22 protein-coding genes are annotated in these 24,172 nt (G+C 68.8%); 2 read left to right on the top strand and 20 right to left on the bottom strand.

All coding sequences use genetic code 11. The annotated features are described in order from the left end of the window. Nucleotides 1-7 precede the first annotated feature (7 nt). Entirely contained in the window at nt 8-1,048 is a 1,041-nt protein-coding gene (locus M2283_RS44090) for an MBL fold metallo-hydrolase (RefSeq protein ID WP_280882224.1), read from the top strand. Nucleotides 1,049-1,155: 107 nt separating this feature from the next. Here the strand turns inward: M2283_RS44090 and M2283_RS44085 are convergent, their stop codons facing one another. From M2283_RS44085 to M2283_RS44075, 3 genes are read right to left on the bottom strand one after another with little or no spacing between them, the layout of a single operon-like run. Next, on the bottom strand, nt 1,156-1,914 hold the full coding sequence (locus M2283_RS44085) for an SDR family NAD(P)-dependent oxidoreductase (RefSeq protein ID WP_280882223.1): 759 nt from the start codon (nt 1,912-1,914) through the stop codon (nt 1,156-1,158). A gap of 29 nt (nt 1,915-1,943) precedes the next feature. Next, nucleotides 1,944-2,972, bottom strand: coding sequence for a phosphotransferase family protein (locus M2283_RS44080; RefSeq protein WP_280882222.1), 1,029 nt, complete (start codon nt 2,970-2,972; stop codon nt 1,944-1,946). Continuing rightward, nucleotides 2,969-4,171 (bottom strand): acyl-CoA dehydrogenase family protein, encoded by a 1,203-nt coding sequence (locus M2283_RS44075; protein WP_280882221.1) that lies wholly within the window; start codon nt 4,169-4,171, stop codon nt 2,969-2,971. The genes M2283_RS44080 and M2283_RS44075 overlap by 4 nt, the downstream gene beginning before the upstream one ends. Before the next feature lie 134 nt (nt 4,172-4,305). Here M2283_RS44075 and M2283_RS44070 point away from each other — a divergent pair, with 134 nt between their 5' ends. Next, nucleotides 4,306-4,989 carry a TetR/AcrR family transcriptional regulator gene (locus M2283_RS44070; RefSeq protein WP_280882220.1) on the top strand — a complete coding sequence of 228 codons (684 nt, stop codon included), beginning with the start codon at nt 4,306-4,308 and terminating at the stop codon, nt 4,987-4,989. Nucleotides 4,990-5,147: 158 nt separating this feature from the next. Here M2283_RS44070 and M2283_RS44065 read toward each other — a convergent pair whose 3' ends face one another. From M2283_RS44065 to M2283_RS43985, 17 genes are all read right to left on the bottom strand, one after another. Beyond that, on the bottom strand, nt 5,148-5,843 hold the full coding sequence (locus M2283_RS44065) for an alpha/beta fold hydrolase (protein WP_280882219.1): 696 nt from the start codon (nt 5,841-5,843) through the stop codon (nt 5,148-5,150). Between the two features lie 536 nt (nt 5,844-6,379). Beyond that, on the bottom strand, nt 6,380-6,886 hold the full coding sequence (locus M2283_RS44060; protein ID WP_280882218.1) for a PIN domain-containing protein: 507 nt from the start codon (nt 6,884-6,886) through the stop codon (nt 6,380-6,382). A 63-nt stretch (nt 6,887-6,949) separates the two neighbouring features. Then, nucleotides 6,950-8,095, bottom strand: coding sequence for a hypothetical protein (locus tag M2283_RS44055; RefSeq protein ID WP_280882217.1), 1,146 nt, complete (start codon nt 8,093-8,095; stop codon nt 6,950-6,952). A gap of 78 nt (nt 8,096-8,173) precedes the next feature. Then, complete coding sequence (gene fxlM / locus M2283_RS44050) at nt 8,174-10,273, bottom strand: methyltransferase, FxLD system (protein ID WP_280882216.1); 2,100 nt, start codon at nt 10,271-10,273, stop codon at nt 8,174-8,176. Further along, nucleotides 10,270-10,632 (bottom strand): hypothetical protein, encoded by a 363-nt coding sequence (locus tag M2283_RS44045; RefSeq protein WP_432423214.1) that lies wholly within the window; start codon nt 10,630-10,632, stop codon nt 10,270-10,272. Before M2283_RS44045 ends, fxlM (M2283_RS44050) begins: the two co-directional genes overlap by 4 nt. A 511-nt stretch (nt 10,633-11,143) precedes the next feature. Next, nucleotides 11,144-12,133, bottom strand: coding sequence for a thiopeptide-type bacteriocin biosynthesis protein (locus tag M2283_RS44040; protein ID WP_280882215.1), 990 nt, complete (start codon nt 12,131-12,133; stop codon nt 11,144-11,146). Continuing rightward, nucleotides 12,115-13,347, bottom strand: coding sequence for a lanthionine synthetase C family protein (locus M2283_RS44035; RefSeq protein ID WP_280882214.1), 1,233 nt, complete (start codon nt 13,345-13,347; stop codon nt 12,115-12,117). The genes M2283_RS44040 and M2283_RS44035 overlap by 19 nt, the downstream gene beginning before the upstream one ends. Beyond that, on the bottom strand, nt 13,344-16,400 hold the full coding sequence (locus M2283_RS44030; protein ID WP_280882213.1) for a lantibiotic dehydratase: 3,057 nt from the start codon (nt 16,398-16,400) through the stop codon (nt 13,344-13,346). The genes M2283_RS44035 and M2283_RS44030 overlap by 4 nt, the downstream gene beginning before the upstream one ends. Nucleotides 16,401-16,497: 97 nt before the next feature. Beyond that, entirely contained in the window at nt 16,498-16,698 is a 201-nt protein-coding gene (locus M2283_RS44025; RefSeq protein ID WP_280882212.1) for an FxLD family lanthipeptide, read from the bottom strand. Nucleotides 16,699-16,751: 53 nt separating this feature from the next. After that, on the bottom strand, nt 16,752-17,987 hold the full coding sequence (gene fxlM, locus M2283_RS44020) for a methyltransferase, FxLD system (protein WP_280882211.1): 1,236 nt from the start codon (nt 17,985-17,987) through the stop codon (nt 16,752-16,754). A 162-nt stretch (nt 17,988-18,149) separates the two neighbouring features. Further along, nucleotides 18,150-18,884, bottom strand: a complete 735-nt coding sequence (locus M2283_RS44015; protein ID WP_280882210.1) for a hypothetical protein — start codon at nt 18,882-18,884, stop codon at nt 18,150-18,152. A gap of 374 nt (nt 18,885-19,258) precedes the next feature. Beyond that, nucleotides 19,259-20,524 carry an acyl-CoA dehydrogenase family protein gene (locus tag M2283_RS44010; protein ID WP_280882209.1) on the bottom strand — a complete coding sequence of 422 codons (1,266 nt, stop codon included), beginning with the start codon at nt 20,522-20,524 and terminating at the stop codon, nt 19,259-19,261. A 70-nt stretch (nt 20,525-20,594) separates the two neighbouring features. Then, nucleotides 20,595-21,176 (bottom strand): GAF domain-containing protein, encoded by a 582-nt coding sequence (locus M2283_RS44005; protein ID WP_348538968.1) that lies wholly within the window; start codon nt 21,174-21,176, stop codon nt 20,595-20,597. After that, the gene (locus tag M2283_RS44000) at nt 21,176-21,772 is read right to left on the bottom strand and encodes a GTP-binding protein (RefSeq protein WP_280882208.1); all 597 of its coding nucleotides are present in this window, start codon (nt 21,770-21,772) and stop codon (nt 21,176-21,178) included. Before M2283_RS44000 ends, M2283_RS44005 begins: the two co-directional genes overlap by 1 nt. A gap of 4 nt (nt 21,773-21,776) precedes the next feature. Then, nucleotides 21,777-22,172, bottom strand: coding sequence for a DUF742 domain-containing protein (locus M2283_RS43995; protein ID WP_280882207.1), 396 nt, complete (start codon nt 22,170-22,172; stop codon nt 21,777-21,779). Further along, entirely contained in the window at nt 22,169-22,657 is a 489-nt protein-coding gene (locus M2283_RS43990) for a roadblock/LC7 domain-containing protein (RefSeq protein ID WP_280882206.1), read from the bottom strand. Before M2283_RS43990 ends, M2283_RS43995 begins: the two co-directional genes overlap by 4 nt. A 20-nt stretch (nt 22,658-22,677) precedes the next feature. Then, nucleotides 22,678-24,123, bottom strand: a complete 1,446-nt coding sequence (locus tag M2283_RS43985) for a sensor histidine kinase (protein WP_280882205.1) — start codon at nt 24,121-24,123, stop codon at nt 22,678-22,680. Nucleotides 24,124-24,172: the final 49 nt, after the last annotated feature.

The raw sequence follows: 24,172 nt of genomic DNA, 5'->3' as shown, positions 1-24,172 counted from the left end.
GAGAATCATGACAGCGCGGTTCGACCAGGGCCCATGGGCCGCAGCCGGAGTCCAGACCGTCCAGCCCGGAGTCCACCGCGTTCCCCTGCCACTGCCCCACGACGGCCTGCACGCAGTCAACGTCTATCTGCTGGAGAACCTCGCGGAGGACAACGGCATCGTCATGATCGACGGGGGCTGGGCGATACCCGAGGCGCGCAAGGCACTCGAGGAGGCGCTGGTCGCCATCGGGCGCGACCTCGGCGACATCAGCCACATCCTGGTCACCCACATCCACCGTGACCACTACACCAACGCCGTGGAGCTGCGCCGGCTGCTGGGCTCACGGGTCTACCTGGGCGCGGGCGAGCGGCCGGGTCTGGAGATGCTCGAGCGGCTGCGCAGCGACGAACCCGCCGGCTCGCTGGAGACGCTGCGCAGGGCAGGGGCGGCCGAACTCGCCGACCGGATCACGATGATGGACCACGGCGGCTACGACCCGAGCGTGTGGGAGGCCCCCGACCAGTGGCTCGGCGCCGAAACGCTCCGCTTCGGCGACCACGAGCTGCGCGTCGTACCGACTCCCGGGCACACCAAGGGACATGTGGTCTACCTGGACGAACAGCGCGGACTGCTGTTCGCCGGTGACCACGTCCTTCCGCACATCACCCCGTCCATCGGCTTCGAGCTGACCGAAGCCGGCGGGCGCCCCCTCGCCGACTACCTGGACTCGCTGCGGCTGATGACGCGGTACGCCGACACCCGTCTGCTGCCCGCGCACGGGCCGGTCACCGACAGCGCCCACACCCGCGTCGCCGAACTGCTCACCCACCACGACGACCGGCTGGCCAAGAGCCTGACGGCGCTGGGCGAGGAGACCCTCGACGCGCACGCGGTGGCGCGCGAGCTGGGCTGGACGCGCCGCGAGGTGCCGTTCGGCGACCTCAACGCCTTCAACCAGATGCTCGCCGTGAACGAGACGGCGGCCCACCTGGACGTCCTGGTGCTGCGCGGACGCGCCACGGTGGCGTTCGTGGGCGGGGTGAACCAGTACACGCGCGTGCGCTGACACGGCACGTGCACAGGGGGAGGGGCTCGGCCATCGCCGCGCCCCTCCTTCCTTGTCAGCAGACCTTGTCAGCGGAGCTTGTTGGCGGACTTTGGCAGGGGATCTCGTCAGCGGGCCGTCCAGCCGCCGTCCACGTACAGCTCGGATCCCGTGATGAAGGTCGCGTCCTGGGAGGCCAGGAACGCCACCGCGCCCGCGACCTCGTCGGGCCTGCCCAGCCGCCCCATCGGGGTGCCCTCGACCATGGCGGTGTGCCGGGGCGTGCCCCGCCACAGTTCCCGGGAGAGAGGCGTTTCGATGAAACCGGGGTGGATCGAGTTGACGCGGACGCCGCGCGTGGCCCAGTGAAGTGCCGCGTTCTTCGTCATCAGGCGGACCGCACCTTTCGCGGCGTGGTACGAGAACTGGCTGCCGAAGCCGCCGACGGTACCGAAGATCGACGCGATGTTGACGATCGAGCCGCCGCCGGAGCGTTCGATCGCGGGACCGCCGTGCTTCATGCCGAGCCACACACCGCTCTGGGTGACCGCGATGACCTTGTCCCATGACTCCTGGGTCTCCGTCTCAACCGTCCGCACCTCGGCGATGCCCGCATTGTTGACCAGCACCGACAGGCCACCCAGCTCGGCGACCACCCGCTCGACCGCGCCGCGCCACGCCTCCTCGTCGCTGACGTCCAGCGCGAGGCCGAGCGCCCGCGCCCCGTCACCCGTCAGCTCCTTTGCCAGGTCGTCGCAGCGACCGGCGTCCACGTCCGTCACCACCACCGTCGCGCCCTCCGCGGCGAGCCGGTGCGAGACGGCATGTCCAATGCCGCCGGTCGCACCGGTGACCAGGGCGATCTGTCCGGACAGTCGGTCTCCCACGGGCTCTCCTCGGTTCGGCGTGTGCGCGGTCATGGCAGCAGCTCCAATCCCGAGCGCAGCAACGCGGGGACCGCGGACCCGACTCGCTCGAATCCGGTGCCCACGGTCTGTCCCGCGAGGTAGCGGGCGTGGATGCCCTCCGCGATGACGGCAAGCTTGAAACAGCCCAGGGCCTGGTAGTAAGGCAGGGCGTCGAGGGTGCGGCCGGACTGCGCGGCATACCGCTCGGCCAGTTCGGGGCCCGCGGGAAAGCCGGGGTTGGCCGTCGGGACGTGGCGCGCCGCCAGGACCGGCTCGCAGGTCGGATCCCAGTACATGAGGAGCATCCCGAGATCGGCGAGAGGATCACCGAGCGTGGCCATCTCCCAGTCGACGATCGCCGCGATCCGGCCGAAGCCGTCGGGCGCCAGGATGGTGTTGTCCAGGCGGTAGTCGCCGTGCACGATCGCCGGAGCGCCGCTCACGGGCACGGCGCGGGCGAGCCTGCCGTGCAGCTCGTCGACGTCGGGCAGCGAACGCGTGGCGACCTTCTCCCACTGCCCGCGCCAGCGCCTCACCTGACGCTCCAGATAGCCGTCCGGCCGGCCGAAGTCGCCGAGCCCGACGTCGCAGGCGTCGATCGAGTGGAGTGCCACCAGGGCGTCCACGAGCGCGTCGGCGGCCCGTCGTGCCTCGCCGGGCGGCAGTACGGCAGCGTCGTCGCCGTCGCGCAGCACCGTCCCCTCCACGAAGTCGACGACGCAGAACGGCGCGCCGATCACCTCCGGGTCCTGGCACGACAGCACGGCGCGCGCGACCGGCACCCCGGTGCCGCCGAGGGCGGCGACGACGCGGTACTCGCGGTCCATGTCGTGCGCCGTGGGGGTCAGCACCCCCAGCGGGGGCCGACGCAACACCCACCGGTGCGTCCCGTCGGTCACCTCGTACGTCAAGTTGGAGCGCCCGCCCTGGAGCAGCTGGATCCTCAACGGGCCGGCGCACTCGGGGACATGGTGGTCGAAGTACCGCTGTAGTGCGGGCACGTCGACGCCGACCACGGCAGCCTCGGATGCGGTCACTGTGCGGCCACCCGCTCCCGCGCCGCCCGTACCGCACGCTTGGCGATGGCCCACCGGTGGGTCTCGGAAGGACCGTCGTAGATCCGGAACGGGCGCACCTCCCGGTACAGCCGGGACAGCGGGGCGTCCCCCGAGATGCCGAGCGCGCCGCACACCTGCACGGACCGGTCGACCACCCGGTTGACTGCCTCGGAGACGTATGTCTTGGCGATCGAGGTGTGCTGGGCGGCCGAGCGGCCCTGGTCCAGTTCCCAGCAGGCCCGCCACAGCACCGCACGGCCGGTCTCGATGTCGATCTCGGAATCGGCCAACAGTTGCTGTACCATGCCGAGTTCGGCCAGCGGTTTGCCGAAGGCTGAACGATCCGTCGCGCGCTCCAGGGCGATGTCCTGCGCGCGCCGCGCTACGCCGAGCCAGCGCATGCAGTGCGTCATCCGGGCGGGCCCGAGGCGCACCTGCGCGTACCTGAATCCCTGGTCCACCTCGCCCAGGACGGCGCTGTCGCCGACTTCGCAGCCCTCGAAGGCAATCTCGCTGTGCCCGCCGAACAGACCCTGGTCCAGAGTGTCGATGTTGCGGACGATCTTCATTCCCGGATTGTCGGCGTCGACGAGAAACATCGTCGCGCCGCCCGCGTCGCCGGGGCCGCCACTGGTGCGGGCCATGCAGATGGCGAAGGCCGCCCCGTCGGCGCCGCTGATGAACCACTTCCGTCCGTCGATCCGCCAGCCGCCGTCGACCTTGGTCGCAGTCGTGGCCAGGGCGCGCGGGTCGGATCCGGCGCCGGGCGCCGGCTCAGTCATCGCGAAGCAGGACCGGACCTCCCCGGCGGCCAACGGCCCCAGATAGCGCTCCTTCTGCTCCTCGGTGGCCACCACTTCGAGCAGATGGGTGTTGCCCTCGTCGGGCGCCGCGCAGTTGAGCGCCAGCGGTCCCAGCAGCGAGTACCCGGCCGCTTCGAAGACGACTGCCTGGCCGCACAGGTCGAGCCCGAGCCCGCCCCACTCCGCGCCGATGTGCGGTGCGAAGACCCCCGCATCGCGGGCTGCCCGCTGAAGCCGGCGGCGCAGCGGCTCCGGTCCGGCGTGGACGTTCCCGTCACACGCCTGCTCCTCGGGTATCACCACGTTCCGTACGAACTCCGAGGTGCGCCGCGTGATGGCGGCGACCCTCTCGTCGATCTCGAACCCGATGGGCATGTCCACTCCCCGAGCTTGGCTACTGACCATTAGCCATCAGAAGGGCGAAGAGGTTCGCATGTCAAGAGTGCTGGATATAGTTGCAGTACCGGTAGACGCACTCGGGCTAATGATCGATAGTTTCGGGAGTTCGTATGAGCTCAGTCCAAGGCGGCTCGCACGCCGCGTCGTACGAGCGGCCGTACCGGCCGGCACAGCCGGAGGGCACGCCCGTCGCCGACCGCCGGTCGGCGATCCGGCAGGCCGCGCTGCTGCTGTTCGCCGCACAGGGCTACCGGTCCACCACCATGGCCGACATCGGGGCCGCCGTAGGCATCCGCGGCCCGAGCCTCTACAAGCACGTCGCTTCCAAGCAGGAGTTGCTGGCCGAGATCATGATCGGCACCATGGAACAGCTCATCGCCGACAACATCGTCGCCGTCGCGGGCGCCGACGACGTCCGGGAACGGTTGCGCCGCTCCGTGGAGGCGCACATTCGCTACCACGCCCGCCACCGTCTCGAGGCCTTCGTCGGCAACCGCGAGATCGGCAGCCTGGAGCAGCCCGACCAGGACCGAGTGCTCGGCCGCCGCAGTGACTACGAGCGCCGCTTCCGCGAACTCATCGAGCAGGGCGCCGCCGAGGGCACCTTCCACGTGCAGTCGACCCGCATCGCCTCGTACTCGATCCTCGACATGGGCATCGGCGTCTCCAGCTGGTTCCACGAGGGCGGTGAGTTCTCCGTCGACCAACTCGCCTACCAGTACGGCGACACCGCGCTGCGGATGGTGGGCGCGCTGCCTCACAGCGGCACTCGGAACGGGGACGAGCCGGAGTAATGCCTGATCCGCCGCCGACCGGCGATCGCCGGGGACGGCCGACACCGGGGACGGCCGCGGACGTGGTCATCGCCTTGGGCGTCAAGGACGGACCGTGCCCATTCCGGGGCTGTCCGCCGCACCGGGGTGTCCGGGGCGGCGGACAGGTCCGGCCGTGATCAGCCGTGAACGGCGTTGAGGACGGCGGCGAGCTTTTCGGGTGCGCTGATCATTGCCATGTGACCGGTGTCGAGATCGATGACCTCGGGCCGGAGCAGCGCGATGGATCGCTGCTGGAGTTCCTCCACGTAGCACTGATCCCGGGTGAGGTGAACGTAGGTTCGGGGGATCTCCCGCCGGTAGCCGCTCAGGTCCACGGGCTCGGTCAGCACGGCGGCCGACTCCTCGGCCAGTCGGTCCAGAGCGGACGCGGCGGTCGCCTCGTCCATGTCGTTGCACAGCATCGCGGCGGCGCCCTCGCGGGTCTGGTGGTAGATCCCGCCGGAGATGGACTGCTCGACCAGATGCCGCACGCCGGGATCGATCTCGTCGAGCACCCGCGATCCGTCAGGTGGGACGACGGCCGACACGAGGACGACCTGACGGATCCGTTCGGGAATGAGCTCCAGGACGCGCGGCACCGTGACTCCCGCGAAGGAATGGCCTATCAGCACCACGTCCCGCAGATCCTTCGCCTCGACGTCCTCCCGGACCGCATCGGCACAGTCCGCGAGAGTGACCGTGCCAAGGGGGACTCCGGCCCTCGTTCCACGGCCTGGAAGGTCGACCGCCAGCGTTTCCGCAGCCAAATACGGAATCAGCTCGTCCCAGCAGTCCGCGCCGAAGCCGGCTCCATGGATCAAAACGAACGACATCTGTGACCTCCTCGTCCAGTGCGCCAGAACTTTAACTGAATTCAGCTCAGTCGCCTAGGGGTCTGTTTGCCGACCATCGGCGAACCACTGCCCTATGAGCAGGAACGCCGCATGGAACTGGGCCTGTCGCCCCGATGGGACGCCGCGCAGAGGGAAGAAGACGGGGACGGGGCGAGGACGGGGCGAGGACGGGTGGAAGTGGGCCGTGCCGCTGGCCGGACGCCTCGCCATGCGGAGGACGGCGTGTTCGCCAGTGGCCTACCGACGACACACCCACAAACCCCGCCGACCCCCGTGGTCGGCGGGGTTTGTGGGTGTGTCGTCGGTAGGCGTCAGCTGATGTAGCCGGCCACGTCCGCGATCACCTGGGTGGTGCTGCCGGCGTAGAAATCGACCTTGCCGTCGGAGCCGACCGGCACGATCACCTGGTTGGCGATCGTCTTGCCCTTCACCCAGGTTGGAGGCCGTCGGACGGCTGCCGCCGTCGGCCCAGGCGGTGAGGTAGCCGCTGCCGGTGGTGCCGGTGACGGTGACGGTCAGCACGACGGCCTTGACGCCGGTGGACGGAATGGGGCATCAGTCGAGCGTGCGCATTCCAGGAGTGTGAGCCAGATTGTGACGTCCCTGGCACCACGGGCCTTCATTGATTTCCCGTTACCGACCTCCCAGGCTTGTTCAGCTGGCGCGATCCTGTTTGCTTCTCGGCGTAGAGCTTCCTCGGCGGCTCCGGAAGGAGTTGGCAAGATATCGAAACTCTTACCGAGGGCCACCTGATGCTTTTCAGCGGCTACCTCGGCAGAAAGCGCCTCAACGTGAGACAATAGGTCTTGGTCGAATGCCTTATCGAGGGTGGCAAGTGCCTTGCGAGCCGTAGTGAGAGCCTGCTCCACTCGATGTCGGTAGTGAGCGACATGCTCCACTACGACCATCTCCGGAATCGCCAATCTTTGTTGCTGTAGCTCAGCAATTTTGCGAAGCATGCCCAGCACAGCACCATGCGGGAATGCTGCATGTTCAAGCTGATTCGTATCGAGAACGATCAAGAGCGGTCTCCGAGAGTTGTGCGAGCTGTGGTCTTCGCGAAGGATGGCATGCCAAGGTCGACATCAATGCCGGTTGCGCACCGCCTGTTGAGTTGGGCGAGCTTGTCCTCGGCTCCGGCGAGACTGATACGAAGTCCTTCGACTTCCCCGAGCCATCCTTCGCGTTCGACCTCGGCGATGCGGGCGACGAGGTTTTCGCGGATCTCGACGAGCTGGGCGGGGTCGGGCCAGAGCATCGGACACAGGCGTCTTCGTGGACACCAGGTTGGTGAAGCGGGAGTCGGCCAGGCACTCGCGGGCGGCGTAGCCGTCGGTCGCGTCGATGCCTCGGCGGTGCAGTTCCTCGGCTACGCGGCGTGCTGCAGGATCCGTGGGCTGGTCGTGGAGATCCAGGATGGTCAGGCCAAGCCGGGTGTCGAAGACGGTTGTGCCGGGGTCGGGCTGGCGTTGGATGTAGGTGTCCGCCAATTCGGAGAGCAGGGCGTCGACGGGGCGGTGCGCGAGCTGGCGACACATCACCGCCAGGCAGGAGGTGACGGCATTTTCCCAGGGTTCGCCGTGCGCTGTCTGCGCCACGATGTGGGCAGCTTCCGCCGGGTCGCGGCCGAGGGTCGCGAGCACAGCGACCTGCCGGCCGTCGAGCATTCGCTGTCCGAGGCCGTTGTGCTCCTGGATGTGGGCTAAGGCATCGTCCCAGCGTCCTGCAGTGGTCAGGGTTCGGGTGCCGTCGGCCAGGATCACTCGCCACAGCCACGCCCGCACTTTGTGGCGGTCGGCGTCGCTGGCGGTGAGCTCGGCGGGTATACGGATGCCTTCGAGTTGGGCGCCTGCGCCGTCGCTGACGGCCTTGTAGAGCGTGAGCAGGAGGTGCCGGCCGTTGTCGGCGTTGCTTGCACGGATGTGGAGGCGGGCGAGGTTGACCACTGGTTCGAGCGCCCGGATCGCGGTCATTGCCGGGAGGGGCGCAGTGTGGAGGTAGGCGGCGGCGTGTTGATGGCACCACTGTCGTGCGAGGTCGGGAAGTCCGAGGTCAGAGGCGAGGAGCGCGGCCTGGTTGTAGACCGAGGATGCGAGGCCCTGGTCCGTTTTGGCCGCGGCGGCGTCGGAGAGTTCGACCAAGGCGTTGACACGTTGGGGGAAGGGCAGGCAGGCGGGTCGGAATCGGGAAATGAGGGGGAAGCGCTGGGCTATGGGGCCGTGTGGGTCCATGAAGTCTCCCCGGGAGTGAGCGGCAAGGAGAACTGCGTGGGTGTCCGCCGGTGGGCGGGCGGACACCCACGCAGACGGCTACTGCCAGGTGACGAGGACGCGGTTCAGGGGGGTGTCGAGGAGGAAGATTCCGGGCTTCGGCTCGATGGCAGGGGCGTTGAGCGGAAGGAGTTCGAAGGTCGCTTCGCGGTCGCGGTACTCGTGGTCCCAGGTGTGGATGGCGTTGGCGACGGTCGCAGCCAGTTCTTCGCTGCCGGGGCCGTGTCCGATGACGCCGAACTCCCAGAGCTTGCCGCCTTCGGGGGTCTTCTGCTCGGACAGGCGCCGGGTGAGGTAGGTGACCGCGCCTTTGTCGACGGCGGCCGTGGAGGACGGGTACGGGTCTTTGGTGAGCACCGTGCCCTTGGCGGTCTGCGGGAACAGCATGCGGATCAGTCCGGAGGGCAAGGAGCAGGAGACGAATAGCTCCATCCACTCCGGGCTTTCCATGGCGCGGACGGTCATGCCGGTCCACTTCTCGGTGCGTGGCTGGTCCAGGACGCCGGCAAGGGCGTCGGCGTCGATCTGCTGCCCGGCCGGGGCCTGGATCCGTACCGTGCCGTCCGCGGTGAGCGGGACGACGCGGCGGCCGTCGTCGGCGATGCCACGCCGCAGCGGCATGAAGGTATTCATCTGCGAGCCGGACGACACCCACCGCCCGTCGCGCTCCCTATAGACGATGGAGCGAGAGACGCTGCCCTTGAGCCGCTGCGGGGTGACGAGGCGGCCGCCGGGGGCGAGTTGTTCGAGCCAGGCGTGTGGGATGCCGTGCGCGCCCACGGTGGCGATGATCCGGTCGTATGGCGCCCCTTCGGCGTGGCCGAGGGCGCCGTCGCGAGTCAGTGCCTCCACGTTGGTGAAGCCGGCGGCGGCGAGGTGATCGCGGGCTCCCTCGATCAGGTCGTCATCGACGTCGATGGTCGTGACGTGTCCGTCAGAGCCGACGAGATGGCCGATCAGGGCGGCGTTGTAGCCGGTGCCGGCGCCGAGTTCGAGGATGCGCTCACCGGGCTGGGCCTGGAGCTGGTCCAGCATGAGGGCGACGACGCTGGGCTGGGAGGCGCAGGAGATCGAGGTGCCGTCGGTGTCGTACTTGATGTTGACGGGCACGTTCGCGTAAGCGTCGGCAAGCGGCGCGTCGGGGACGAACAGGTGCCGGGGCACGGTGCGCAGCGCGGTCTCGACCGATGTGGTGCGGGCGTGGCCGTCGGCCTGGATCTGGTCTACAAGGGCGTTGCGGAGCCGTTCGTCCTCGGCCTCGGACGTGGTGAGCGTGTCGGTGTTCACTACCCTGACGCTATCGATCTGGGTGCTGCTCGCCGCGATGGACGCGGTGTTGTCACTCGATCCCATGACTACCTCTCGTGCGATGTGAAACAGGGTGTGCTGATCCGATGTGAGCAGACCGGCTCGGTTGGCGTGGAAGATCACGTGGTGGGCGATGACGGCCCGCAGACCGCGGGTCAACTCCCCTTGAGCGGCCAGGCAGGCGAGCGTGGTGCCTGCGTGCTGGAAAGCGGCGACCCACTGCGTGCGACCGTCGAGCGGCCCGCCTTCCCGGCACAGGCTGCGGGCCTCGGTGGCCATCAACGTCTGCATCGCCGGCAGCAGGGCATCGGACCGCGCGGGGACGATCTCACCGCGTCCCGGGCGCAGAGCAGCGGCCTTGGCCCAGGCGTCTCCTTGCTCGAACCAGTCGAGGTTCGCGGTGCGCATCAGGCTGCTGATGAGCAGGACGGCGGTCTCGCGACGGCCCAGCCTTCCCGGGCCGGGCTGGTAGTCGAGCAGATGACGGCTGTCCTCGTGGAAGAGAGCGTGCGCGGCAGTCATGGCGGCTGCGCCGCCGAACGCATCCGTCTCCGGTTCGTAGATCCCAGTCGTCCAGGAGTGCGCAATGCCGTCCGTGACCAAGTTGTCCAACACCGCTTCCACCGCCGGAGATGGGCGGTCGGCCAGATACCGCAGCGGCCAGGGCTGCTTGTTCATGAACCACCAGCCGGTGAGCTGATTGCCCTCCGCGTCGAGGAGTACGGGTGCGATGCGGTCGGCGATGGCCCACCGCGCGGTCTGCCGGTCGGCGAAGGTGATGTTGTGCTGCTGCCAGCGGTCGGGGGGACATCCAGGTCCTTTCGAGGTCACGCGATGAGCAGGCAGGCGTCCCAGGCAGTACGGGGCGGCTCGGCGCTGGCGGCGGTGAGAACACCCAGCGCTGTCCCCGCGGCGCCATCGAGGAGGCCGGGCCCTGCACGGTCGTTCACCAGAGTGGTAGCCGCCTCCTCGGGCGCTGCTCCGGGCGGGACCAGCGTGGCGAGCAGGGAGGGGAGGACGGCGCGGGCGGCGAGACGAGCGAGCCCGGCGACACCGTGGCAGAGCCCGGAGTCCACCATGGCGCGGAGCTGCGCGGGGTCGGTGAGCACGTCCAGGAGCGCCGCTTCAGCCTGTGCGCGCCGCTCCGAGTCACGGAGCGCGGGCGCGGCGAGTAGCTGGGCGCGCGCCAAGCCAGCGGCGCCGTAGCACCAGGAGGGAAGCTGCGGTGCGGCGAGCCCGCGGTGGTCGGCGCGGGTTTGCGCTTCGCGCGCACGGACTGGTATCCGCTGATCAAGTGTCGGTTGCCGACGAGGGCTTCGCAGTATTCCCGGAGACTCAGGCGAAGGGCGGCGGTAGCTTTTGCAGTAGGTGTCCAGGGCGTCGATGCGCTGCTCGACTTCCTTCTTGAGGAACCGCGGAAGTCCGCGACGCGGGCAACGGCCTCCTCAACGACGATCTCAGCCGCTACAACCCACATGTGGGGGTGCGTCGTCGCGGTGGTGGAACGGGATGAGGACTGGTCGGTCACGTGCAGCTCTCCCATGAAGAAGCCGGGCCTGCTCCAAGGGTGTGGTCACTCTGAGGGACGCGACGGTTGACGAATCCGTTACGTCAACTGCCACTTCGCAAGAACGTGGGCAAGTGTCAAAGTCTGACCTGCATTGTCGACATAGTCGCCCCGCGAGACGTTAGGCAATCGTTCTATGTCGCGCTCTCGGTGTGCAGGGTCGCCGCTCTGGCGGCCCAGGCCAGCATGCTCTGTCCTCGCATGGACAGGCCGAGCCGGTTCCAGTGGAAGAGCATGTGGTAGCTGAGCACTTGCCTCAGCCCACGGTCGAGCGTCCCAGCCTGGACGGCATGGGCGAGTGCCTGGCCCGTGTCGTGGAAGGCGGTGACCCATTCGGCAACGGGCTCCAACGGGCCGCGGGACCGGAGCAGGGCATCGGTGTCGGCGAAGAGCAGGTGCCTGATCTCCTGGGCGCGGGAGTTGAGTCGGTCCGTCGGGACACCGTCGATGGCCGAACGGTGTTCGCTCGTGATGACGCGGTGCCAGACATCTCCCTGCTCGTACCACTCCAGTCCGGCGGCGCGCATCATGATCGTGCACAGCAAGACGGACAGTTCCCTTGGCCCCACTGCTAGTTCGCTGCGGTACGGCAGTTGCTGGGCCTCCCGGCTGTCGACGACGAACAGGGCGTGGGCGGCCGTCATGCTGGCCTCGCCTCCGAATGCTGCCGTCTCCGGTTCGTAGATACCGGGCCACCAGCGTTGCAGGTGTCCGTCGTTGACGAGTCGGGTGAAGCGGTCACCGAGGGCCAGTTTGGTCCCGATCGCGGGGCGCACGTGCAGGCGTATGCGCCAACAGGGGTGCTTTCTGGTGTACCACCAGCCGCTGGTGGTGCCTGCGGCCTGTGCCTCTTGCAGTACGGGCAGGACGTATGTGGTGAAGGTGGTATCGGCGTTCACCCAGTCGGTGAAGTGGAGGTAGACCTGCCACCACTCGGTGGTGGAGGCGTTGCGGGCCAGGGCCTCCCGACCGGCCTGGTCGTAGACCACAACAGCGTCGGACAGGATCACGGGGTCCATCCGGTACTGGTCTGCTACGTCGGTGAGCGGCAGGCCGGTGAGGACGGCGAGGACCGCCCGCTGGGTCGGGCTCGATTCGGTCTGGATCAGTTGATCAAGAGACATGCGTCCCATCCGGAGGCCGGTGCCTTCTGCAAGGCGAAGGCGGTGAGGGCGAGCGCGGTGCCGGCGTCGCCGTTGATCAGCCCGGTCGTCGAGAGGTCGCCGGGCTGGGCCCGCGCGGCGAGGGTGCTGCCAAGTCGATGCGGGAGAGTCTGAAGACGGAGGTCAAGGGCATCGGCGGCGGCGCGGGCCGCGGTTTGGTAGATGCCTGCCCACCCGTGGCACAGCCCGGTGTCGGTGACGTGAGCGAGTTGTACGGGGTCGGTCAGGGCCTGGTACAGGGCGTCTTCGTAGAACGCCTGGATGTCGGGTGCGAGTAGAGCGATCCCGGCGAGTTGCCCGGCCCGAGCGATGCCTGTCGTGCCGTAGCACCAGCTCGGGCGTGCGGGGGCTTGTTGGTGGGGGCGTCCGCGAGCCAGGTCGCTGCGGGAGATGTGCTCGGGCCACCACGGGCCGGATGCTGAGGGCTGGCACCAGGTGTCGAGGTGTTCGCAGATGCTGAGCATGGCCTCGCGGTGGCCGTTGACGGTGATGTTCCGGCGCGATGCTTGGGCCAGGAGGAGAAGGGGCCCGGTGATTCCGTGCGCAGCCCCGAAGTTTCCGTGGCCGCCGGGGAAGAGGGGCGACTCGCCGCGGGCCGGGTCGTGCCGAACCCACCAGCCGGGCAGGCCGCGGCCACCGGCAGCGAGCGGGCGGGTCAGCGCGACGAGATACCGCAAGACCCCTTGTAGCGCGGCGCCCTCGGGCTCGGTGCACAGGAGGTAGGCCCCGATGCCGGTGAGGCCGTAGAAGAGGTCGTACTCCGCGAAGGTCGGCAGAGCGCCGTTGCTGATCCGGGCAAGTGCTGCGTCCACGCGGCGGTGGGCAAGCGCGGTGATGTGCTGATGGAGAGTCCTGCGCGCCGGTTCGTACAGATGCTGGAAGGCTGGAGGGACGGCGCTGAGGAGGAAGCCGATGGCAGGGGCGCCGAGGAACAGCCCGGTGGTGTCGGCCGCGCTGATGTCCCCGGAGGCAGCGGTGGTGATCCACCGGTGTGCGAGGCGCCAGGAGCCGCTGAACCGGTCGGCCATCTCGACGTGCAGCAGGGCGATCCCGGCCGCGCCGTCGGCGAGGGACTGTACCGCCCAGGGTTCGTCCGGTGGCGGGGGAGTGGGTTCTGCCAGATAGCGGGCGTACTGCTTTAGGAGCGACGCGACGGTCGCGTTCGGCGCGGTCACCGGTTCGTCATCCGGTGTTGAAGGGCGGCGTTGCGTACGAGCCGCAGCGTCGTCGCCTCGATGCTCGGACTGACACCCAGAGCGCGAACGTGATGCTGGTGCAACAGTGATCGAGCGACGGTGAGTGGGTCACGCTCGGGGGCCAGAATTTTCCGATAGACGTCCAGGACCACGGCGCGGGCCCACCACGCTTCGGCAACCTGGCAGCCTCCGGGGAGGGCAGCGAGAGCGGATTCCCCTTCAGATGTGGCGAGTTCGAGCATTTGGTTGCGCAGCGTCCGGTCCAGCTTTCCATTGCCCTGGGGAAGGTTGTCTACCAGCCACTCCTCGGCTTCGGCAGTGGTCGCTGTGAGCTGGGTGACGAGGTTCAGGGAGCTGGCTGCTGCGAGAGCCTGCGGGGCGAAGGCATCGCTACTCTCGGCGAGCTGGAGTTGGGCGAGGGCGGCGGCGGAGTCCGCGGCGAACACCTGGTGAGCGGCGTCCATGGCCGCGCCGTGGCCGAAGCGTCCGGTCTGTGGCTGGTAGGTGGTCAGTACGAGCCCGGACGCCAGGCCTAGACCGTGAAGAGTATCTGCCCAGGTGTGGACGTGTCCGGCCGCACTGCCGTACGCGCCCTGGGGCAGGTGCAGCGTGAAGTCGAGGTGCTGGTCGGCGTCCGGGCGGGCCGTCTCCCGGTGCCGGGTGAACCACCAGGTCGGTTGAGTGTCGCCGAACGCGGCAAGAAGACGGGGCAGGTACTGGCTCAGGATCTCGTCGTAGCGGCGTGGATGGGCGTGGAGTTGGGCGTGGAGCACGTCGCCGGCACCCGGTAGATGCCGCCTTGTGGCGCCCGGTGTGGCGGGGCGCGGCTGGGGCGTGTCGCCGGTCTCGGGCTGGGGACGACCGAGGGAGAGCCATATCTCGTGCGCCCGCCCGATCCAGCCGTGGGCATCGCCGTCGGGAACCTCGCGCAGCTCCAGGCGTCGAGTGCTGTCGAGGTGGGCGCGCAGGGCACGGCGGTGGGCTGGGTGGGTGAGGTCCAGGGGAAGGCGTTGGTCGTACTCGATCATGGCGGCCTGGTCCGGGACACGCAGTCGGCCCCGCCAGGCGTCGAAGGCGTCGTCCCACTGCCGTGTTGGGGCCTTGCGGCCGGGGAGGTCGTCGGCCATCAGCAGCCATCGGGCTTGGGTGAGGATCGTGCGGCGGTAGCGCACTCGTGGCAGGAACGGGAGGCGGGCGCCGGCTCCGAAGTCGAACGGCTTGTAGGCGGCGTACCGCGCGGTGGCCACCTCGGCGAGGAAGCGAGCCAGCGGCGGGGTCTGGGTACCGCCTTCCAGCGCGTGCAGGACCCGTACATCGATTCGTCGGTCGGTGGAGAGCTGCACCAAGTGGAAGCTTCGTGAGTCCGCGGTCACGGCGATGTCGCAGAGCTGGATCGTCGTCTCGTCGACCTCTCGATGGCCGGACAGCTCGATGATGTTCGGCAGCAACTGCGGTGTGCGGATGACGTTCTCGTTGCGGCGGCGACGCGGAGGGAACACGAGCTGTGTGGACAGAACGTCCGGGGCGCCGAGGTAGGTGGCGCCGAGCCCCTCTTGCTGCTCGGGCGGCAGGACATGGGCGAACCGGCCGGCCATGCTGCTGCCGGGCCGCGGCACCGAGGTCAACTGCACGTCGAAGGAGCCCTGGGCCAGAGCAGTGGTGCTGGGAGCGTGGACTTCGAACGCGACCTCCACGCGGGGCACGAACAGCCGCTCGTCGCTTCCAGCGGCCCTCTCCAGGGCGTCGACTGTCGCGTCGGTCAGCCGGAGTTCGTCGCGGCCGTCCAGAAGAACTTGCTGCACCAGAGCGAGCAGCAGTTCATCGCGATCGGTGAGCAGTTTCGGGGCGGCACCACGTTCGGAACCGACGTACCCGGCGGGCAGGCCCAAGCCACTGTCGGAGACCAGATCCATCACCGGCACCAGGGCGCCGACGCCGTACCGGGCCCGGAACCGGCGATGGTAGTCGCGCCAGTGCTGGTATCCGTAGGGCTGCGGGGTGGTCCGGTACAGGGCAGAGACGGCTGCTTGCGCTTCCGCAATCACGGCCTGCGGGATCTCAATCTCGCAGTCGAGGGCGGTGTCAATGAGCAGCGGCGTCGGGGTGACGGGGCTGAGGGCGCGCATCCGCGCGAGGACGCTGGTGTCCTGCAGGGTCGGCTGAGGGGAGGACACATCCTCGCGCACGGCGTACAGAGCGTGGACCAGGTCCCGGACGTCCGGGACGCTGTCCGCCTGGTGGCGGTCCAGCTCACGGCACAGGTGCTGAAAGGCGTCCACGGTGGTCATCGGCGCCCACAGGCTGCTGATGAGGAACTGCTGCTCGACCAGACTCAAGAGAAGAGCATCGATCTTCTCCGGGGTGGCCTGCGGGAAGCGGTCGTGCAGGCGGGTGTGGAGGTCGCCGTAGGGGACGGGGATGCGGGCCGCGTCCATCGCTGCGGCCACCGGCCGGGCGTTGCGGACGGATATCTCGACCGGGGCCAGGAGGAGAGCATGCCCGTCGGAGGGTGGCCCCGGCGCCACGAGCCTGTCCCCGCGGGCGCGGGCGGCGTTGTTCGCGACGAGGGGCAGCCGCTTCAGCAGCTCAGGGCTGCGCTGGAGACGCAGGATCATCTCGGTGACCCACTCGGCATCCGGCCGGATCGTCGCACGGGGCTTGTCGCGCCATCGCACGCTCGCCCGAGAACCGACGGACACGGGAGCGGTGCCGGCGAACAGGCCGAGGGGGGTTGGCCGGTGCTGCCACCGCAGGAGGTAAGAGACCGTCGACAGGGCGGTACGGCGGACGTGACGGGGCTCGGCCTGGCGCCCCCGCACGACGGTCTCGATGGCGTCGGACAAGACAGGCGTCGCCAGCTTCAGCGCGCTGCGGAACTCCTCGCGCTGCCAGATGCGGTTCAACCACCCGCGGGTGACGGTCACGTCGTCCAGGTCGAGAGTGCGGGGTATGTCCGCTGGTCCGGGGCTGGTGGTGGCGCGCAGCATCGCGGCGCCCTGCCACTGGTAGTCGACGACTGCTCGGGAAGCCATGAGGCCTTTCCTTCAGGCGGCGCGCGCGGGGGGAGGGAGGCGGCTGGTGGGTTGGGCGAAGAGCTTCGCCCAACCCACCAGCGATAGGGGGCTTAGATCAGGCCGGGTCCTCCACGAAGGAGTTGCAGGCGGAGGAACCGGTCGCACAGGTGGTGCCGCAGCCGTCGCCCGTGGAGCACATGAGCTTGCCGTATGAGTGCTCGGCGATGACGACCCTCACGTCCAGGGGTGCGAAGTCGTCGTCCAGGTCCGCCGGCTGCACCAGTCGGGGCGGCGGGGTCACAGTGGCGCTCGTCATGAGGGTGCTCTTCCTTCCAATGGGGGTTGGTGCGGGACGACCTGGCTCTCGGCTCAGGCCGAGGGCCAGGAGAGCGAGATCCGGCTGTGCACCTTGCCGATGACCCGGTCGCCATGGATCAGATCGCCGGGGGTACTCGCCGGATAGGCCCGGATGACCGGGCTGGGGCCGCCGCGCCGGTTGCCTTCCCAGTCGCGCAGCACGTCGGCGACCTTGTGGACGAGCTGCTCCGCATTCGGGCCCAGAGCGTGCACGCCGTACTCGACGTGCTTGTCGTCGTCAGTACGGCGAGTGACGAGGTAGCCGAAGGTGTCGTCCTCGACGACCGCGAGGGCGAACCGCTTGTTCGTCGGGGCGACCAGACCCGTGTCCAGATCTTCGTCGACGGCCATCGTGCAAAAGCCCGGCAGGCTGATCGCCATCGTCATCTGGAGGGTGTCGAGGAGTTCCTGGAGACCCACGGTGACGCCGGTCCACAGCTCGCGGCGCGGATGCGTGACGGCGTTGTCCAGCCGGTGCGGGTCGGCCGGCAAGCCGTCATCGAACCGCAGCCCGATCTCCGGGGTGCCGTTGACCAGCAGAAGCTCTTCCCGGTGGGCGGTCGAGCCCTGCATGGGAACGAAGCCGCAGATCCGCGCCGATTCGCTCTCCAGATAGCCGCCATGCTCGCCCTTCACCTGGGTGAAGGCGACCGACCGTGTCAGGCCTCGCATCCGCAGCGGCACCACGAGCCGACCCCCCAGCTTGAGTTGCGAGATCCAGGCCGGGGGGATGTCCCAGGCTCCCACGGTCACCAGAACCACATCGACCTCACCGAGATCCGCAATGAGCTCGGCCGCATCTGCGGTGACCACCCGCACCCTGTCGTAGCCGTGCTCGACCAGGAGCCGACTGGCGCGTTCGGTGACGACAGGGTCGATGTCCACGGTGACGACTTCACCGGCCTCGCCGACGACTTCGGCGAGATAGGCCGCATTCAGCCCACCCGAACCGATCTCCAGCACCCTCATCCCGGGCAGAAGCCGCGCCTGCTCCAGCATCATGGCCTGGATCTGCGGGGCGGAGACGGAACTGAGCTGCACCCCGTGCTCGTCCGTCTTGGTGATCACGGCCGCGTACGTGTTGTACGCCTGATCCAGCGGCGCGTCGAGGGTGAACTCGTGGCGGGGCACCTTGCGCATCGCCGCTTCGATCGCCGGGGAAACGATCGTGCCGTCCGCGCACAGCTCGTCCACCACCTTGTTCCGCAGGCGAGTCGCCTCGCCGGGCTCGACGGTCGTGTCGGTCATTGATATTCCTTCGGTCGTAAGTGGTTGGGGGAAGCCGGTACGAGCGTGCCGGTGGGCCGGGAGGCTATCGGCGGGCGCTCTGCGTCCTCACGACCGGCTCACCGTGAGCCGAGGTCTGCACTGTTTGCCTCCTTGGTGTTCGAGTGCTGGCGAAGCCTGCGGTCAGCGGCATGCGACGTTGAGGTCCTGGATGTCATCGGGCGTGCTCTCGCCAGGTGAGGGTGGAGAGGGTGAGGGTGTGCAGTTTGGTCCTGTCGTCACCGCACCAGCCGGTCCACAGCGGGCCGAAGGCGTTCTCTTTCCTGTCGGGCCAGGGGTAGCCACGATGTCTGCGGCTCGGCTGCGCACGGCGAGGTCGTCGTGGGGGTAGATGCTGAAGTCGCCGGTGAAGTCGGCGGCGGCCACCCGGGCGGTCCACGGTTCGAGGTGGGGCAGGTTCGTCAGCGCGGCGGCAAGGGCTGCGGCATTCAGGTGCTGCCACTCCTTGTGGTGCAGTTCGTACTGCGCGGCCGCGGTCGTCAGCGCGTTGTAGTGGAATCGCGTGCCGGCCACGGCGAAGGTGTTCATTTGTATGTCGAGCACCCGGGTGTGGTCGGGAGCCAGGGTCAATGGGCCGAACGGACCTTCCACGATGGTGCCGTAGGCGCTGCACCAGGTGCGGTAGAGACGGCGGCCCCGGTCCGGGTGTACTCCCTGACGCAGGATGGCGGTGGTGATGGCGTCCCACAGCCACGGATTGGCCAGCCGCTGCGAGACACCGAGCTCGGTCAGCGGCTCACGCAGCGCGGCCGGGACGGCGGCCGGCAGGTCGGCGGGATCGGTGACGACGAAGGACGGTTTGACATCCTCGGGGCCCTCCACGCAGTCGATGCGCAGGCGTTGGCAGTCGTGCGACATGACCCATATTCCGCAGCCGGCTCGCACAGCGCGCCCGCAGGAGCCGTCGATGTAGCGGTGCCAGGCAGCGTGATCAGTGGTCAGAACGCCGACCATCACAAACCTCTCGTGTAGTGCGGGTGTTGGAGGGTGTCCCGGCCCGTGGGCACCACCCCACGGAGACCGGGACCAGGTCCGGACCCACCAGGGATCAGACCCTCCCGGCCTCCTTATGGACCGGGAGTTGAGCCTCGTTCCCCAGACCACCGTCCGGCCGGGGGAACGAGGTGCTGAACCTCCTGCCACCGAGGGGGAGGGTGCGCTCAGCGGCAGGAGGTGTCGGACCCGCGCACGGGCATGCGCATTCACGGGTATCGACCGTGCGCGGGAGCTTTTTAGACACTGACCGCCTCGTCGGGAATCGGAGGCTGAGCGCGGCCAGCGTGAAGAACAGACCACGGCGTGCGGAGATCGGTGCCGGTCTCCTCCTCGAGGAGGTTTTCCGCGAGGCGTCGGCGCTGGACCTCGCCGGTGCCGGCGGGTGCGTAGGTGGTCTGCATGTCGCGCCAGACGCGCTGGATGGGGTGGTTCTCGTCCAGGCCGTTGGCGGCGTGGAGGTGCATGGCGTCGTTGCCGGTCTGGGCGGCGAGTTCATGGCCGAGTGTCTTAGCGGCGATGAGCTCGTCGTCGCAGGACAGGCCGCGGTCGAGCATGTCGACGGCGTGATAGGCCAGGATCTTGGCCATGAGCAGCCGGGCGGACATCTCGCCGAGTCGGTCTCGGATGACGCTGAGGTCGGCGAGTTTGCCCTTGTAGCGAGGCCGCTTGCTGACGTACTGGGCGGTCAGGGAGACAGCGGTCTCGTGCAGCCCCAGGCAGAGCGCTGTCAGGTTGGCGCGGCCGTAGAGGATGCTGCTGAACTGGGCAACGTCGAAGCCCTGGCCGATCTCCCCGAGCACGTTGTTCGGGGAGACGCGCACCCGGTCGAAACTGATCTGGCCGAAGCTGAATCCGCGCAGCCCCAGCTTGCGTCCGTGCGGGGCGAGGATGACTCCCCGCTGGCCGCTCTTGACGAGGAATGCGGTCAGCGCCTTCGAGGTCCGGGTGTCGGCGCGGGCGGTGCGGGCGATAACGACGTGGGTGTCCGCGAGGTGGCTGTTGCCGACGTGTGCTTTGACCCCGGTCAGCACCCAGGCCCGTCCGTCCCACTCGGCCGCGGTCGTCATCCCGCCGATGTGTCCGCCCTGGTCCGGCTCGGTGACGGCGATCGACATCAGCACACTGGCGTCGGCCACCGCGGGCAGCAGCGTGTGGTGCTGGTCCTTGGTGCCGTAGTGCAGCAGGGCGGCCACGGGGATCAGGCTGGCCTGGAGGAGGGCGGCGGCCGCGCCGGAGACGAGGGCGAGGCGGTGGATGAGGATCGTCTTGGCGACGTGTCCGGCGTTCATGCCGCCGAAGGTCGCGGGCACGGTGACGCCGAACCAGCGGCGGGTGGCCAGCAGTCGGGCGATCTTCCGGTCCACGCGGTGCGGGGCACGCTCCATGCGTTCCACCCGGGGCCGGATCTCCTGGGTGGCGAAGTCGTCGACGGCCTCCCACAGGGCCCTGTGGGCGGGGGTGAGGAACCGGTCGAGACTGACGGGGGTGGTGGGCGTGGACATGGTCGGTCCCTCTCCCTGAAAGGGGCTCACAGGACGGCTGCGGCAAAGACCGCGTACAAGGGGCGGAGGGTTAAGGGGTGGGCAAGGCAGGGATCTTGAGGATGCTGGCGGCCTCGCGGCCGCCGTCGCGGACGATCTCCTGCTTGTGCCGCCAGTCGGCGAGCGTGCGTGGTTCTGGGTCGATGACGCAGACGGTCAGCAGGACCAGACCGGTCACCGCGTCGATGATCGGGGCGCCGAAGTAGGACTGGATGCCGATGGCGTCGACGACGGCGTTGCCCTGGAAGCGGGGGGATGCGGTCACATCCGGCAGCGGCAGACCGAGGCGGCGCTCGACGACTTCGGGGCAGTAGCCGTGGGCGCGGCTCATGGTGCGGCCGACGATGGGATAGCCGGACTCCGGCGGGGGGTTGTGCAGGCCCAGGAAGGTTTGCTGGTCGCTGAAGGCGTTCACCATGCCCCACACGAAGCCGGTCTGGGTGGCGATGCGGGTGGCGATGTCGTCGAGGATCTCCTGGCCCTCCATGGTGATGCCCAGCTCGGCGAAGCGGGACAACCGGGCGGCCATCTCCTTCACTTCGGTGGCCGGGCTGTCCGTGAAGACCTCGATCTGGCGTTGCGTGGTGGTGGCCGGGGCGTAAGAGGGAGTCATCAAGCATCCAGGGGGGTGAGGTCGGGATAGCGGATCTTCAAGATGTGGGTGAACAGGGTGACGAGTACCGAGGCCACGGAGCCGCCGTCGCGGGCGTCGCAGAACATCAGCGGCACGGTGTCCTTCACGGAGAAGGCGTCGCGGATGTCGTCGGGTGTGCGCGGCTTGGTGCCGGGGAAGGTGTTGACGGCGATGACGAAGGGCAGGCCTCTGTGTTCGAAGAAGTCGGCCGCGTGGAAGCTGGACTCGATCCTTCGGGTGTCGGCGAGGACCACCGCGCCGGACGCGCCGTCGCACAGGTCGTGCCACAGGCTCCAAAAACGGAGCTGGCCCGGGGCGCCGAAGAGGTAGAGCTCGACGGGGTCGGGGCCGTCCCAGCCCACCCGGCCGAAATCGAAGGCAACCGTCGTGTGCGTCTTGTTCTCCACGCCGTGCAGGCTGTCCGTCGCCGCGCTGCGCGTGGTGAGGACTTCCTCGGTCTTGAGCGGATCGATGTCGCTGACGGCGCCGATCGCGGTGGTCTTGCCCACCCCGAACCCCCCGCCGATCACCAGCTTGATCCTCTCCCGCTCGACGGTCCGCTCAGGCTGTGTCATGCCCTCACCCGGCCTTCGCGACGGCGTGTGCCCAGTTCCGCTTGAGGCCGGCGACCGCCGCGCGCAGTAGCTGTGCGTCGCGGTCCTCGCCGGGCGTATCCGACACCGGCAGGCGCAGGGCGCTGGCGTCGATCAGGTCGGAGACAAGGATCCTCACCGCGGTGACGTGCAGGCCGAGCATCCCGGCCAGCTCGACCAGCGGCCGGGTGCGCTCCTGGCACAACTCGGTGATCCGCGCGCTCTCCTCGGACAGGCCCTGCGGGGCGCGGGGACCGGGCCCCAGGACGGTGTCCATGCTGAGCTGGTGACGTGGGCGGGTGCGGCCGTCGGTGAGCGCGTACAGCCGCACGATGCCGGCTGTGTCGTCCGGTAACGGGTCCGGACCGGGGCGGGGATTCATTCGACACCGGCGTCCTGACCATCACGCGTGCGGACCGGGGTGGTCATGAACGGGGCGAAACGCTGCACCAGATGGCCGGCGGCGTAGCCCACGGCGCCCAGATTGGCGTCCGGGCGGGCGAGCACGACCAGGATGGTCGACACGGTCTCACCGGTGTCGTTGAAGGCGCTTCCCGTACCGGCTTCGGTCATGAGGAAGAGGGTGTCGGGCCGTTCGATGATGACCTGGCTCGCCGGCATCGTCTTGTCGGTGGGCCCTTTGGTCCCATGTGCCAGCGATGCCACCCCGGAGAACGCTGCGGCCACCTTGTCCGCCCACTCGTCCTCCATGTGGGAGACGGACGCTTGCTTCAAGCCTTCCCGGGTTACCAACAGCGCGTGGGTGACGCCGGCGGTGTCCTTGACGAATTCGTCCAGCAAGCGTGTCACCTGCCCCTGAACCACCTTGGGGGAGTGCACGGAGACAGCGGTCGAGTCGTGGGTCATGGCGATGGGCTCCGGGGGATTCAGGGCTGGGTAGGGCGTGGGGGCTGGAGTCCGGCCTGGAAGCCGGTGCGCCAGTCGGCCGGCGCTTGGGGGTTCGCGGCCGGGGGCGGGCCTGCGGGCTTCTGCCTGGGGGGCGTTGAGAACTGCCCAGGCGTTCGTTTCGGCAGAAGGTCGGCTTCAGGGGGACCGGCCTGCGGCTGCTCAGGAGCACCCGCGTGTGCCAGTTGACGGGCCGGGTCGGGACCGGCCGGTACAGGGATGCTCGCGATGGCCGGCGCGGTGGGCACGAGGTACTGGTTGGGCACGACCACGTTGGCGGTCGTGCCACCCGTCTCATTCATCGACAGCCAGACCCGAAGACCGTGCTTCTCAGCGATCTTGGCCGCTGTGACCAGGCCCAGACTGCCCCTGCGGACCCGCTCCGCGATGTCTGCGTGACTCGGGTTCTTCAACAGCGCGTTCAGTTTGTCCCGCTCGACGGGGTCCATGGGCAGCAGGGCCCGGTCCTCGACCTCGAAGGCCAGGCCGTGGGCCACCTTCTGCGCCCGCACGATGACCTTGGAGGCCGGGTCGGAGTTGTCCAGGCCGTTGTCGATGAGCTCGGCCAGCAAGTGCGTGACGTCCGGGTGGACGTGGGCAGGCAAGGCGAACGCGGAGCCCACGTCGCCGTCCACGGTCCTCACGCGGGGGTACTTCACGACTTCCGACTTCGCTCCGCGCAGCAGCCTGGAGACCACTACGGGAGACCGGGTCTCGCGCAGTGCCTCGCCGTTCAGGACGACGGAGACGCTCTCGACCATGCGGCGCAACCGCGTCGCGAGATGGTCGATCTTGTAGCTCCCGTCGAGCAGTTCCGCATCCTCGGTGCCCTGCTGCTGACGCGTCAGATGTTCGAGCATCTCGCCGATCAGGACATGCTGGCGCCGCGCCAGCTTCTGCTGCATCGTCACCAGGACGGCGGCCTGCGACTCGTCGTGCACCCGCAGCAACGAGTGAGCGCTCTGCAACTGCAGATTGCTGACCCGCCCCAGCAGCCCGTGGAGTTGGTCGTCGTCCGGCCAGTCCGCCTGGGGCGGGAGCGGAGGACGTGCCCCCCGGCACAGCCCGTCCGCCGTCCAGACCACGCTCTGCTCCGCGGCCTTCACCGCTTCCTCGACGCTCTGCAACTCGGTGTTCCGGTGGCGCCGCAGGGATACCGCCACAGCGCGCACGCGGACGTTGCCCACGATGACCGCGACGAGCACGCTGCCCGCGAGGCCAACGGCGATCGGCACCACAGTGAAGTCGAGGGCCCACGCGGTGAGGACGGTCGTGCACGCCAGAACGGAGAGGCAGGCCAGCGGGGGGAACAGGACGCCGGCGACCTCGTCGAGGAAGTAGGTGTCGATCCGTGCGCGGTCTAACCGGGAACGGCGTCGTCTGCGGCGGTGGTCGGCCGGACGAGCAGCGGGTCGGAGGGAAGGCATGAGGTCCTCGGAGTCGATTCAGGCGTACAGGTGCGGTTCAGGCGGGGAG

Origin of the sequence: Streptomyces pseudovenezuelae (assembly GCF_029892565.1) — a bacterium.
In the GTDB taxonomy this organism is placed as follows: Bacteria; Actinomycetota; Actinomycetes; order Streptomycetales; family Streptomycetaceae; genus Streptomyces; species Streptomyces pseudovenezuelae_A.
The sequence above is the reverse complement of the archived record's forward strand: the minus strand, read 5'-3'. Positions and strand labels throughout refer to the sequence as shown.